This window comes from Vibrio sp. PNB23_22_6 (assembly GCF_052877535.1).
The window spans coordinates 244,455-258,543 of the sequence record NZ_JBNFXP010000003.1 but is presented as its reverse complement, the minus strand read 5'-3'; the positions used below and the strand labels follow the sequence as shown (position 1 = coordinate 258,543).

12 protein-coding genes and 1 riboswitch are annotated in these 14,089 nt (G+C 43.2%); of the genes, 6 read left to right on the top strand and 6 right to left on the bottom strand.

Features of this window, described 5'->3' with window-relative positions:
• The first annotated feature begins 235 nt into the window (after nucleotides 1–235).
• The 5 genes from torD (at nucleotide 236) to ACVA54_RS04285 (ending at nucleotide 4,526) form a co-directional block, all read left to right on the top strand.
• A complete protein-coding gene (gene torD, locus ACVA54_RS04305) occupies nucleotides 236–883 on the top strand; it encodes a molecular chaperone TorD (protein ID WP_099078621.1) in 648 nt (215 codons plus the stop codon).
• Between the two features lie 434 nt (nucleotides 884–1,317).
• A complete protein-coding gene (purR, locus tag ACVA54_RS04300) occupies nucleotides 1,318–2,322 on the top strand; it encodes an HTH-type transcriptional repressor PurR (RefSeq protein WP_099078620.1) in 1,005 nt (334 codons plus the stop codon).
• A gap of 279 nt (nucleotides 2,323–2,601) precedes the next feature.
• Nucleotides 2,602–2,691, top strand: a riboswitch (cyclic di-GMP riboswitch).
• Nucleotides 2,692–2,807: 116 nt separating this feature from the next.
• Nucleotides 2,808–3,398, top strand: coding sequence for a TfoX/Sxy family DNA transformation protein (locus ACVA54_RS04295; RefSeq protein ID WP_099078619.1), 591 nt, complete (start codon nucleotides 2,808–2,810; stop codon nucleotides 3,396–3,398).
• A gap of 118 nt (nucleotides 3,399–3,516) precedes the next feature.
• Entirely contained in the window at nucleotides 3,517–4,209 is a 693-nt protein-coding gene (locus ACVA54_RS04290; RefSeq protein ID WP_099078618.1) for a TVP38/TMEM64 family protein, read from the top strand.
• The gene (locus tag ACVA54_RS04285) at nucleotides 4,209–4,526 is read left to right on the top strand and encodes a DUF2007 domain-containing protein (protein ID WP_099078617.1); all 318 of its coding nucleotides are present in this window, start codon (nucleotides 4,209–4,211) and stop codon (nucleotides 4,524–4,526) included. The genes ACVA54_RS04290 and ACVA54_RS04285 overlap by 1 nt, the downstream gene beginning before the upstream one ends.
• Before the next feature lie 34 nt (nucleotides 4,527–4,560).
• On the opposite strand, the gene ACVA54_RS04280 is transcribed toward ACVA54_RS04285, so the two are convergent.
• From ACVA54_RS04280 to topA, 4 genes are all read right to left on the bottom strand, one after another.
• Nucleotides 4,561–5,364, bottom strand: a complete 804-nt coding sequence (locus tag ACVA54_RS04280) for an alpha/beta fold hydrolase (protein WP_099078616.1) — start codon at nucleotides 5,362–5,364, stop codon at nucleotides 4,561–4,563.
• 119 nt (nucleotides 5,365–5,483) lie between these two features.
• Entirely contained in the window at nucleotides 5,484–6,941 is a 1,458-nt protein-coding gene (gene glgA, locus ACVA54_RS04275; protein ID WP_446649422.1) for a glycogen synthase GlgA, read from the bottom strand.
• The gene (glgC, locus tag ACVA54_RS04270; RefSeq protein ID WP_099078614.1) at nucleotides 6,931–8,148 is read right to left on the bottom strand and encodes a glucose-1-phosphate adenylyltransferase; all 1,218 of its coding nucleotides are present in this window, start codon (nucleotides 8,146–8,148) and stop codon (nucleotides 6,931–6,933) included. Before glgC ends, glgA begins: the two co-directional genes overlap by 11 nt.
• Nucleotides 8,149–8,668: 520 nt before the next feature.
• Nucleotides 8,669–11,299, bottom strand: coding sequence for a type I DNA topoisomerase (topA, locus tag ACVA54_RS04265; RefSeq protein WP_446649421.1), 2,631 nt, complete (start codon nucleotides 11,297–11,299; stop codon nucleotides 8,669–8,671).
• Between the two features lie 552 nt (nucleotides 11,300–11,851).
• Here topA and ACVA54_RS04260 point away from each other — a divergent pair.
• Entirely contained in the window at nucleotides 11,852–12,100 is a 249-nt protein-coding gene (locus tag ACVA54_RS04260) for a YciN family protein (RefSeq protein WP_099078612.1), read from the top strand.
• Between the two features lie 65 nt (nucleotides 12,101–12,165).
• Here the strand turns inward: ACVA54_RS04260 and aroA are convergent, their stop codons facing one another.
• Together aroA and ACVA54_RS04250 are read right to left on the bottom strand one after the other, a co-directional pair.
• Nucleotides 12,166–13,446 carry a 3-phosphoshikimate 1-carboxyvinyltransferase gene (aroA, locus tag ACVA54_RS04255; protein WP_099078611.1) on the bottom strand — a complete coding sequence of 427 codons (1,281 nt, stop codon included), beginning with the start codon at nucleotides 13,444–13,446 and terminating at the stop codon, nucleotides 12,166–12,168.
• 160 nt (nucleotides 13,447–13,606) lie between these two features.
• Complete coding sequence (locus tag ACVA54_RS04250; RefSeq protein WP_099078610.1) at nucleotides 13,607–14,083, bottom strand: glycine zipper 2TM domain-containing protein; 477 nt, start codon at nucleotides 14,081–14,083, stop codon at nucleotides 13,607–13,609.
• Between the last annotated feature and the right edge of the window lie 6 nt (nucleotides 14,084–14,089).

Sequence of the window (14,089 nt, the reverse complement as noted above, 5' to 3'; positions counted from 1 at the left end):
GACGTATTCTATTCATAACTAGTAACATTTCTAGTCATAGATACATAAAAAAGCAAGATTTTGCGATTTTATTGATTCAAAGCAAGCTTATTTGTAGCCATTAACAAAAGAGCATATTCTTCCACAAGGCATCATAATTATAGTTACTGCTATTCATTTTAATTGTTTACACTTAAGGAAATATTCTCAAGTGACTTCAAGATGCCGTTTTAAGAGCATCATTCAGGAGCAAAAAATGCAAGAAGTGAAAGCTTTTAATGAAAAACGTGCCGAAATTTACTGGTGGTTTTCTAGCCTGTTCGCCAAAGAACTGACCGAAAAAGAACTAGAGACTTATCATAGTGTTGAAATTCGAAGCTTTTTAGCTGGTTTAGGTGAAAATAAATCCCTTAAACCAGCCGTAGACTCGCTTGTGGACGCTTTAAACCGCTTACAAGATCGTGAAGATGCCCAATTAGAACTTGCCGCAGACTTTTGTGAACTTTTCCTTAAAACAGAAAAACATGGCGCCCTTCCATACGCATCGATGTATATTGGTAAATCTGGACTGTTAAACGACAAGCCAGCAGAAGAAATGGAAAAACTGATGGCCGATTTTGGTGTTCAAGTGGACGTAAATCTCAAAGAGCCCGCAGACCATTTAGCCGTTGAGTTAGACTTTTTGGGTAACATGATCATCCGCTCTAACGAACTCGAGCAAGAAAAGCATATGGAAGAAGCATTCACCAAACAGAACGATTTCATTCAGCAACAGCTGTTAACTTGGTTACCGCCATTTGCTGCCAAGTGTAAACAATTCGATGAATTTGGCTTCTATGTTAGCGTTGCACAACTATTAATTGCATTTTGTAAACTGGACAGCAATTACCTTCTTGGTGAATAATTGCCGTCTATTTTGGGGAGTTCAGAGCTCCTTATTTGTTCGTTCAGTTTTAGTCTGGCGTAGAAAAGCCTTTTCATTTCGCAGTTAAAATGTGACTTGAAATACACAAAACCACAGCTGAAAACATTGCCAGCGTGCTCGCATCAGTCTAAAATGTGAACGCAAACGATTAAATATGATTTATATGTAAACCGCTGAAATATAGCGGTTTTTGTGTTTTATTAACATCATTGCTGATCCATTCCTTATTGTAACTAAAAGGAATAATACTCTCAGCAACGAATGTTGCTACAAACCTTTATTATACCGATTTCGGAACAACCACTGCCTGAACTATTGAGTACTACTTTCCTCATAACACTCGGTTTGCGCAGATACTAAGCGTAAGGTTGTATTCACTACGGTATTAAGTAGCTCGATACAGGACATCATTTATGGCCACTATAAAAGACGTTGCTCGCTTAGCCGGCGTTTCTACCACAACAGTTTCGCACGTAATTAATAAAACGCGCTTTGTTGCAGAAACAACCCAAGAAAAAGTAATGAAAGCAGTTGATGAACTAAATTACGCGCCAAGTGCTGTTGCCCGCAGCTTAAAGTGTAACTCAACCCGTACTATCGGCATGTTGGTAACACAATCAACAAACCTATTCTTCTCTGAAGTTATTGACGGTGTTGAAAGCTACTGTTACCGCCAAGGATACACACTGATCCTATGTAATACTGGTGGTATCTATGAGAAGCAACGTGACTATATTCGAATGCTGGCAGAAAAGCGTGTTGATGGCATTTTAGTGATGTGCTCGGATTTAACCGAAGAGCTACAAGAAATGCTGGATCGCCATGCTGATATACCAAAAGTTGTCATGGACTGGGGCCCAGAAAGCTCAAAGGCGGATAAGATCATCGACAACTCTGAAGAAGGTGGTTACCTAGCAACGAAGTTCCTGATTGACAATGGTCACACCGATATTGCATGCCTAAGCGGTCACTTTGATAAAGCAGCATGTAAAGAGCGTATTTCTGGTTTTCGACGTGCAATGGCTGAAGCAAAGCTACCAGTAAACGAAGAGTTAATTCTCGAAGGTAACTTCGAGTGTGATACGGCAGTACTTGCTGCAGACAACATTACGGCAATGGATAAACGCCCTACTGCGGTATTCTGTTTTAACGATACCATGGCATTAGGCTTAATGAGCCGTCTACAACAAAATGGCATAAAAATCCCTGATGATATCTCAGTGATTGGCTATGACAATATTGAGCTTGCGGAGTTCTTCTCGCCTCCTCTAACGACTATTCACCAACCAAAAAGACGTGTTGGTAAGAATGCGTTCGAGATTTTACTAGAGCGAATCAAAGACAAAGAACACGAAAAACGCATTTTTGAAATGCAGCCTGAGATTGTGGTTCGTAACACCGTTAAGAAATTGAACTAACTCCCCCTCAAGTTTATAAAGCGCTCTTCGGAGTGCTTTTTTTATTTCGTAAAATGAAATTTTTTAAGCATTTCACATTACTTATATAATCAAAAGCTAAGATAAATTGCTGTTTTAACTAACTTGTTGCCCATTTCCTACATCAAGCTTTTGTATGGCAAGTAGACATTTCAAAATATGAAATTAGACACATTAAGATGGCACCATTAGTTGAATAGAGATCACACTTTAGTGTTTGGAACGTGATGTTAATGCAATATACGAAGTATTCTCCTCTTGTCACGCACAGGGCAAACCATTCGAAAGGATGGGACGCAAAGCCTCCGGCCTTAACCACTAAATATAGTGAAAGGTAGCGGGGTTACCGATGGCAAATATGCATTAAGTGAGTTTACCCTTTAATGACATTGTGTCTGCATGCATTTGCTAATCTCTCGGACCTGATTTTTGGTGGCGTAATATTAATTACACCGAGATAACACACCATGGATAAACCGATACTCAAAGACTCAATGAAGCTGTTTGAGGCACTTGGTACGATCAAGTCGCGCTCAATGTTTGGTGGCTTCGGGCTTTTCGCTGATGAAACGATGTTTGCACTCGTTGTGAACAATCAACTTCATATTCGAGGAGACCAAAAAACTTCATCTGACTTCGAGACTCAAGGATTAAAACCGTACGTCTACAAGAAACGTGGATTCCCCGTAGTGACGAAATACTATGCTATTTCTGATGATTTGTGGGAATCGACTGACCGCTTGATTGATGTTGCTAAGCTATCTCTAGAGACGGCTAAGCAAGAAAAAAAGCAACAAGCGAGCACTAAGCCAAACCGTTTGAAAGATCTTCCTAATCTACGCTTAGCGACTGAACGCATGCTAAAGAAAGCAGGCATCGATTCCGTCGAAGAGCTAGAAGATGAAGGTGCCTTAAATGCTTACAAAGCAATTCAAGATACGCATACCTCTACGGTAAGTATTGAGTTGCTGTGGGCGTTAGAAGGGGCAATCAACGGTACGCATTGGAGCGTTGTGCCTCAGTCTCGTAGAGAAGAGTTGATGTTCGCGCTTTCATAACGCGCGATTCAGCATGACATTGAGTAAAAACCGCAGTTTTGATACTGCGGTTTTTTTTTGAAATTTTTTCTTCTTCCATTCTGTCTTATTATCTAAGCTGCGAAATGGAGTAACGACAATGAATAAAAAACTGATTTTAGGTCTGTTCCTACTTGCGACGGTCATCTTTCTAGGGGTGAGCTTCAGCCAATATTTAACGTTAGAAAACGCAAAAGCACAGCAAGAGGCTTTGAATACGTTTATTAACCAGAACTTCGCTTTCGCTGCAGCGACGTATTTCTTTGCCTACATCGCAATTACGGCGTTCTCGATCCCTGGCGCCGCTGTTGTTACTCTGCTTGGTGCTGCTCTATTCGGTTTCTGGGCTAGCTTATTACTGGTTTCTTTTGCCAGCACCATAGGTGCTACCATCGCCTTCTTAAGTAGCCGCTATCTATTGCGTGAGTGGGTGCAAAGTAAGTTTGGCAATAAGCTAAGTGCTATTAACCATGGTGTTGAAAAAGACGGGGCATTTTACCTATTTTCACTGCGCCTCATTCCCGTGTTCCCCTTTTTCTTAATCAATCTACTGATGGGCTTAACGCCAATGACGGTGGTTCGATTCTACTTAACCAGTCAAGTTGGTATGCTGCCAGGAACGGCCGTCTATCTCAATGCAGGTACTCAACTCGCAACCATAGATAGTCTGTCCGGCATTATGTCTCCAGCAGTATTGGCGTCATTTGCATTGCTTGGGTTATTCCCTATCATCGCAAAATGGGTCATGAATAAAATCCGGCCAGTTCAGGGGCAACCGAATGGAAACGTTTAATGAAGATATATATCGCTCAAAACCCCACTGAAGCCCACATCGTCTGTGAACTACTCAAAACGGAACACATTGTTTGTGAAGTGCGAGGTGAAAACCTGTTTGGTTTAAAAGGTGAGCTGCCATTTGGTGATGATACTGACCCGTATATTTGGCTTTTACATCCAGAGCAAAAGCTGAAAGCCTCAGTGATACTTGAAGAGTATCGCAAACAAGCAGAACCAACTTATCTAGATTGGCAGTGCCCGCAGTGCTTAGAGCAAAATGAAGGGCAGTTTGGAGCTTGCTGGCACTGCGGATATCAAATAGGGGAACCATAACGGTTCCCCTACTCTTTTGTCCCTTCAGCTGAGATTAAGCCGTTAGGCGCTGCTGCTTAATAAACTCTATTGAGTGTTGGTTAAAATCGTCAGGTCGTTCTACGTTGCATACATGACCACAGTTTGGGATCTCCCGCAACGAACTCAGCTTGTGGGCTGCTACCATCTCTTTTACGGGCTTGATAAACATATAATCCCGATCTCCCATCAAATAAAGCGTCGGAATCGGCAGTTCTTTATCTTTGAAATATCTCATTAGTGGGTTCACATCGGTGGCTAAAATGAACCAACGTTTAAACTCTTTTTGACACAACTTCTTCGCTTCACGAATAAATAGGTGGCGAGATTCACGCTGGTTCTTTTGTGGCATCACGACATAAGCAAACAACTTGTACAACCACATGTAGGGCAAAATATGTTTACCAAGATTACCTAACGTCACCAAAATTTGTGAACGTGTGTTTAATCGCGTCACGGCCCCACCTAACACCATCGAACACACACGCTCAGAAGCAAGCTCTGCTAAATTCCGTACAATGATGGTCCCAAGTGACATGCCGACAAAATGTGCCGATTGGATTTTTAAATGATCCAACACTTTCAAAATATCTTGCGTCACGGCAGTAAAGGTATAACGGCTTGTGATCAGCTCTTTAAGTAATTGGTTTGACTTTCCATGTCCTCGAAGGTCAATCAACAGCAAATTAAAGTGCTGTTTATACGCTTTGATTTGTTTAAACCATATTGAAGAACTGCCACCAGCACCATGTACGAAAACGACCCACTCGTTGCTAGTAGGGTGCAGATAGGTTTTGTGGAACAAGATTGGCTGAGTCATGCGTCAGTGATCAACAGTCGTAGTAAACAAAGGAGTAAATCCTACCACATTCCATCACTAACGAGAAAATTAAGGCACCATAATCGGTGCCTTAGATTACAGTTATTTAAGATTTTGCATTAATTTAACGCAGCGCGATACAATTGCAGATATTCTTCTGCCGCTTTGCGCCAACAAAAATCTTTTTGCATTGCATAGAGCTGAACACGTCTCACTTCTTTGATGTTTTGTGCATAGAGCAATAAAGCTCTTAACATCGTGAGCAATAATGCTTGTGGTGTCGGCCCATCAAACACAAAACCAGTTGCGTCTAATGGATCCGCATCGTAATCGTTAACACTATCTTTTAGACCACCGACACCACGAACAATTGGCAGTGTACCGTAAGCCATGCTGTAGATTTGGTTTAAGCCACAAGGTTCAAACTCCGATGGCATCAAGAAGAAATCAGAACCTGCTTCAACCAAATGCGCTAACTCATTATCGTAGGCTTCGACAAACACAAATTTGTTGGCAAATAGTGCCGCGACGTCACGTAATTGTGCTGCAAATATAGGATCACCTGTTCCCACCACAACCAATTGGACATCGTGTTTGAGAAAGTCAGCTAATGCAGGAAGAAGATAATGTACCCCTTTCTGTTGCGTCAAACGACAGACCATACCAAACATAGCGCAATCCGACGTTTCAAGCCCTAGCTTCTCTTGCAGTGCCTTTTTACAAGCGTTCTTACCTCGAACCATACTCTGACGATTGGATTTGTAGTGTAGTGGCAAATTAGGATCAGTTTCTGGATTCCAAGCGCTATAATCACAACCATTGAGAATACCAACCAAGTCCTCAGAACGTTGCTGGAACTCCCATGCCATACCATGGCTACCAAGTTCCGTTTTCAATTCCTCAGCGTAGGTTGGACTGACTGCATTGATTTTATCTGCGCTCATTACCCCCGCTTTTAGCATCGTAATGTGCGTGGTGCTTACGGCGGCATCCGGCTCGTTACGGCTATGGAATTCCGGCAAACATTGAACGTCGTCATAGCTGAATACGCCTTTAAATACTGCGTTATGAATTGAGAGAACACTACGGGTATGTGCAAAAAAAGGGTCCGATCCATATCGATGTTTGAGCAAAAACGGAACGAGTCCAGTATGCCAATCATTCGCGTGTACAATATCTGGTTGAAAGCCAAGTTTTGGCAACATATCCAGACACGCAGCGCTAAAGAAAGCAAACCGCTCACCGTTATCCGTATACGCTTGGTTATTTTCCGCATACATGGATGGGCGGTTAAAATACGGCTGGCAGTCAATCAAGTAAACGGGATTATCCCCAACCGTGAGCTTAAGGACTCGATAATCAGTGTGAGGCCAACTTGTTAACTTGGTTTCTAAAAGCGTTTCCGCTTCTGATAATTGCTCAATACCATGGTAAGCAGGAATGGTAATCCGTACATCTTGCTGAAGATTCAGCAAAGCTTCCGGTAGTGCCTTGGCTACATCAGCCAAGCCACCACTTTTGATCAGCCCTTCGACTTCAGACGCTACAAACAGTACCGACAAATTGTTAGTAGCCAACACTTGCTCCTTTAGGAATAACAACGATGCCATCATCTGATACATGGAAGTGTTTTTTATCTTCTTGTAGGTTCACTCCAATTTGAGTACCCGGTGCGATGTCAGCGTTTTTATCAATAATCACACGACGCAACACACAACCTTCACCAACTTTTACGTCACCAAGCAAAATGGATTCGCTAATGTCACAAGCTGAAGCGATGTTGCTACGGAAACCTAGCACCGATTTCTCAATACGAGAGCCGCGCACGTAGCTGCCGTTGCACACTAAACTATCGATAATCTGGACACGACCATTATCAGAATCTGTGAACGTGGCTGGTGGCAATGGTGGATAGTAAGTGTGCAGTGGCCACTTGCGATTGTATAGCGAGAATGGCGCGTCTTTTTTAAGCAGATCCATATGAGCTTGCCAGTAGGCATCAATCGTACCAACATCACGCCAGTAAACTTCTTCCTTTTCACCAGTAATGCGGTTAGTGCTGAAGTCATACACGAAAACATCACCACGTGGGAACATTTTAGGAATGATGTCTTTGCCAAAATCGTGCGAGGACGCTTCATCGTCGGCATCTTCAATCAACTCTGCAAATAGCGTCTGTGCTTCAAAGATATAATTACCCATAGAGACGAGTGCATGCTCAGGGTCGCCAGGAATAGACTTCGGATTTTCTGGCTTTTCTTCAAAGCCAATCATGCGCCCTTCACTATCTACTTCAATAACACCAAATTGGGACGCTTCTGAAAGTGGCATGCGCAATGCGGAAACCGTTAAAGAAGCTTCTTTTTCTTTATGGAAAGCCAACATCTGTTTGATGTCCATTTTGTAGATGTGGTCTGAACCGAAGATACATACCTGCTCAGGTTCCGCCAACTCCATAAAACGTAGATTTTGATAAATAGCATCTGCCGTACCTTCATACCAACGCTTACCCGTACGCATTTGAGCAGGAATTGGATCGATGAATCGATCGGTAATGCCGTTGATGTTCCAACCTTTCTTCATATGATGGAACAAAGATTGAGATTTGAATTGAGTCAATACGTAAATGCGCATCAAGTCAGCATTCACGAAGTTATTCAGTGCGAAATCGATCAATCGGTAACTTCCGCCAAAAGGGACCGACGGTTTACTACGGGACTCCGTTAAAGGTCTCAAACGAGAGCCTTCACCGCCAGCAAGAATCATTCCCAATACACCAGCCATTCGTTGTTCTCCATATAGTTATAGCTTGGAAGTAATGTTTGTTTGATATGAGCAAGACTCGGGGAGTCAAACAAACACGCTAGCATATTCGCGCTGATGAGCTTCTTTGAACTCTTGCAGCACGAACAAAATAAAGCTATTGCACATCCTAGTACGCACACGCCGTCGTTATTCATTATTTTGACGCGATACAACCGCATACCGGTGCATTATCTGTCTCATAAATTAACGAACTGGAATAAAATTACAATTTAAAATACGCCATTCTGTGTCGCGTACATTGCTTACTTACTCAGGACGCTACGTAGATCACAACAACACCTGTAACGAACTACATTCCGTAAACAATTTACAAACCTAATAACCACACAAGCGCAGTTTTACGACAGAATACGTTGAAAGGATGACCATTCAATGAACATGAAAGGAGGTTTAGAAAAGAATCTAATTGACAACATTAACAAAAAACACAAAAAACAAAAAGGCAGCGAATTCGCTGCCTTTGTTCGAGTAATCTTAATTACGCTTTTGCTTTTTTGCGCTTATCCGTAACTTCCCAATTACCGTCAATGTACAATGCCGTCCAACCACTAGGCTTACCGTTATCTTCAGTACGAACGTAATTTTCTTTACTCTTGCGACTAAAGCGAACCACCGCAGGTCGACCATCTGGATCAGCAGCTGGCGCCTTCGTTAGGTACTTAAACTTCTCAGGCAGACGCTCTTCAAAACGCGCCAGTTCAGAGACTAACGGTGCTCGTGTTTCACGAGATTTCGGGAAGTTACTTGCGGCCATGAATAAGCCCGAAGCACCATCACGAAGCACAAAGTATGCATCTGAGTTTTCACATGGCAGTTCTGGGAAATGAACTGGATCTTCTTTTGGTGGTGCAACTTCACCATTCTTCAAAATCTTACGAGTGTTCTTACAGGTTTCACTCGTACAATCCATGTATTTACCAAAACGGCCATTCTTAAGCACCATGTCAGATCCACACTTGTCACATTCAACAACAGGACCATCGTAGCCTTTTACTTTGAACTCACCATGCTCAACAATGTAGCCTTCACAATTCGGGTTGTTACCACAAACGTGCATCTTACGCTTATCATCAATGAGGTACGCATCCATCGCCGTTTCACAAATTGGACAACGCTTCTTAGCACGCAGTGCGGCCGTTTCAACGTCTTCTTCTAGAACGTTGATAATGCCTTCTTCATCACCAAGGTTAATGGTTGTCTTACAACGCTCTTTCGGTGGTAATGCATAACCTGAACAACCTAGGAACACACCGGTCGACGCAGTACGAATACCCATTGGGCGACCACATGTCGGACATTCAATGTCTGTCATCACAATGTGATTCAGCTTCATCCCACCTTCCGTCTCGTCTTGTTCTGCTTTCTCAAGATCACCCGTGAAGTCTGTGAAGAAGTTATCCAGAACGGCTTTCCACTTCACCTTGCCTTCTGCGATTTGGTCAAGTTTCTGCTCCATACGAGCAGTAAAGTCGTAGTTCATAAGATCGTTAAAACTGTCATCTAGGCGGTCAGTCACGATTTCGCCCATTTTCTCAGCGTAGAAGCGACGCTGCTCTACTTTTACGTAACCACGATCTTGGATCGTAGAAATGATCGATGCATAAGTTGATGGGCGGCCAATGCCGCGCTTCTCAAGTTCTTTAACCAACGCCGCTTCTGTGAAACGTGCTGGTGGCTTAGTAAAGTGCTGCTTAGGCTCTAGTGAATCTAGGTCTAGCTTGTCACCGAGTTGCACAGCAGGAAGAATTGTATCTTCGTTTTTACCCATTGGGCGTTGAACTCGAGTCCAACCATCAAACTTTAGAATACGACCTTTCGCTTTTAGCGTGTATTCCGCTGCTTTTACACTGATCGTTGTTGAATCGTACTCTGCTGGCGTCATCTGACACGCCACGAACTGATTCCAGATCAACGCATAAAGTTTGTGGGCGTCCGCATCAACACCTTGTATATCTTCTGCTTTCACAGCGACATCGGAAGGACGAATCGCTTCGTGCGCTTCTTGTGCACCCTCTTTGCTGCCGTATATAAGCGGTTTAGCAGGAAGATACTTGTCACCAAACTCAGAGCCGATGAATCCACGAACGGCATCTACCGCTTCCGCACTCAAGTTAGTTGAGTCGGTACGCATATAGGTGATGTAACCCGCTTCATACAAACGCTGCGCCAGCATCATCGTCTTCTTAACGCCGTACCCAAGACGAGTACTTGCCGCTTGTTGAAGTGTTGAAGTGATGTATGGTGCAGACGGCTTACTCTTCGTTGGGCGGTCTTCACGCTTACATACTTCGTAGCTCGCTTTTTCTAGAACAGAAAGCGCTGCTTTGGTCTCTATCTCGTTAACAGGCTTAAACACAACGCCATCTTTTTGTGCAACAAGAAGTTTGAATGCAGTCTTTTCTGTGGTGTGCGTATTTGCATTGATATCCCAGAACTCTTCTGGAATGAAAGCATTGATTTCACGCTCACGCTCAACCAATAGCTTGACCGCAACCGACTGTACACGTCCTGCAGACAGACCACGTGCGACTTTCTTCCATAGCAATGGAGAGACCATGAAACCGACTACGCGGTCCATGAAGCGACGTGCTTGCTGGGCGTTAACGCCATCCATGTTCAACTCTCCTGGAGTCTGGAAAGCCTGCTGGATTGCGTTCTTAGTAATCTCGTTAAAGACGACTCGTTTGTATCGCTCTTCATCGCCACCGATGATCTCACGAAGGTGCCATGCGATTGCTTCCCCCTCGCGGTCCAAATCGGTTGCGAGGTAAACATAATCAGCGTCTTTGGCTAATTTTTGTAGTTCGCTTACGACTTTTTCTTTGCCTGGAAGAATTTGGTAATTCGCATCCCAGTCATGGTATGGATTAATCCCCATTTTTTTGATCAGGGATTTGCGGTCTTTCTCTTTTTTGACGCGCGCTTTCTCTTCCGGGCTCATTCCTTTGGTAGAAATGGCAGCGGCTTTTTTCTCACCAGTGCTTTGACCGGCCGTTGGCAGATCACGCACGTGACCAACACTAGACTTAACAATAAAGTCTTTACCAAGGTATTTATTTATCGTCTTAGCCTTGGCTGGTGACTCCACTATAACGAGCGATTTACCCATAACTGACTCTAACGTCCTTCGTGATAATGCGGGCAAAAACTTCCAAAGGAAGCCATCCGCATAATGTTCTATTTCATTGCTTCTTTTTTTACTATTGTGCGAGATGAAAAGAAGATCAACTGCTTTTTTGAAATTCAGATCCGATTGGTTGACAATTCATCGTCTTTATACTCAGACGAGGTGGGATTCTGCAAAAGGTCTTGAGCAGCATATACTAAGCAGGCAAAGTTTAACGCCGCCAGTCGAATGCAATAATTTTAGTCTCTCATCACAAAATAAATTCATACGCTCTCCAGAACCTAGCCTAAGATTATCTGAGCAGAATGACCACGAATGAATTTATAAATCTTTGTTCGATTCTTTCATCGATGACGATTAGCTCATAACGGGCCCCCTTATAACAGATTTCACCATGCCATCCCATGATAATTATGGGTATACACAAGTGACTTCAAGATAGAGGATTCTGCGCACTGCCACTGAGCCTAGCACCTTGAAGTTACTTGGGTATATAATTCTCTCACTTGAGTTTCATTGAACGACGAGAACGTTATGTCTGACAAAAAACGAATTGAAGAATTCGAACTTCTTTTAATCGCTAACCAAATCATCCAAGAACACGACGACTACATCGAAGGAATGCGTGCCACAAGCGTGGAAGAAAAAGACGATGTTTTGGTATTTAAAGGTGAGTATTTCCTCGACGAGAAAGGCCTGCCAACCTCGAAAACAACGGCGGTATTCAATATGTTTAAATACCTGGCGCACCACCTTTCAAAAGAATTCACGCTAGATAAATAAACACATAAAAATCCAAGAAAAAAGCCAGAGTTAAACTCTGGCTTTTTTTGTAAATTCAGACCTAATTAACAGCTTAATGCTTTAAACTTGTCGAAATAATCCGGGAAGGTCTTTGATGTGCACTTAGGGTCGTTAATCGTTACGGGCGTATCGCTAAGCGCCACCAGCGAAAAACACATCGCCATACGGTGATCATCGTAAGTATCAATCGCAGCATGCGTCAGTTGAGGTACCGGCTTCACAATAATATAGTCCTGCCCCTCTTCTACTTCCGCACCCACTTTACGCAGTTCTGTTGCCATCGCAGCAAGGCGGTCAGTCTCTTTAACGCGCCAGTTATACACGTTGCGAATCGCAGTTGTACCTTCAGCAAAGAGCGCTGTTGTCGCTATCGTCATCGCTGCATCAGGGATATGGTTATAGTCCATATCGATACCTTTAAGCTGACCAACGCGAGCAATCACATAATCATCGCCCCACTCAATCTCTGCGCCCATTTTTTCTAGTGCGTCAGCAAATTGAATGTCTCCCTGAATACTGTTTTTACCAATACCAGTGACTTTCACTTCTCCGCCCTTGATTGCAGCGGCAGCCAAGAAGTAAGACGCAGACGAGGCGTCACCTTCAACTAAGAAATCACCAGGGGCAATATAATGTTGACCAGAAGGAATCACAAATTCTTGGTAATCGTTGTTGATAACCTCAACGCCAAACTGCTTCATAATGTGCAGCGTAATATCAATATACGGTTTGGATACCAGGTCACCTTCGATTTCGATGCGGATTTCACCATCGGCTAATGGAGCAGACATCAAAAATGCGGTTAAGAATTGGCTTGAGATAGAGCCATCAATCGACACCGAACCAGACTTAAGGCCAGTACCTATGATTTTTAGCGGTGGGTAATGTTCGTTTTCTAAATACTCGATGCTGGCCCCCGCTTTCTGCAACGCTGTTACAAGGTGACCGATCGGGCGCTCCTTCATGCGAGGCTCGCCTGTCAGTACATATTCACCTTCGCCTAGGCAAAGCGCAGCAGCCAATGGACGCATTGCTGTACCTGCGTTACCAAGAAATAACTCTGCTGGCTCAGCGACAGAAAATGGACGACCAAGACCTTCTACAACACACTCTGTTTTGTCTTCAGACAATTGATATTGAACACCAAGCTTAGTCAGAGCATTCAACATATGGCGAATATCATCACTATCGAGAAGGTTGGTCAAACGAGTCGTGCCCTTTGCCAGTGCGGCAAGCAATAGGGCTCGATTGGAAACACTTTTTGATCCAGGAAGATTCACTTCCCCTTGAATTTTATTGATGGGTTGTAACGTTAGGCTTTCCATTAAAAGTTGATAATCCTTTGTACTCTCACTTCGCGTTTTTTGAGAGCTAAACAATTCTTCGTGGATTCAGACTAACGAAAAAACCACCACAAAACCAGAGCAAATCCATGCTAATTTTTGAATAATTAGTCACCCTTACTCTTATCATGCAAACGTTGGCCTAATAAGCGATGTCGACCCTAACGCCATCATCAAAGTACAATATACGAACATCATCACCCCGGTTAAATAGCATGTTTTTGTCGACGTCTTGAATCACATTAATGAGCTTGTTGCCTTCGACTTTAATCAATAGTTCAACCAGTTTATATTCCACCGTGTATAGATCATTACTTCGATTCTGTACAACGGTGGCCCCTGCAATGGCGCCGACTGCCGTAGCCACTTCTTTACCCGTACCACCACCAAACTGATTCCCCACAAGGCCGCCAATGGTGGCACCTAGCAACGTCTTCCAACCATTATTTTTTGATTGCATCACTTCTTGTTGGGTAATGAAACGCACTGATTTAACTTTACCATAAACCACTTCATTGACTGGCTTTGCTACATTTCTTTCATAAGCCGCATTGGCGAAAAAGGGCAAAAACAGTATGAACCATGCCCATTGTTTTACGCTAGGTCTTGCTTCATTCATAATAAG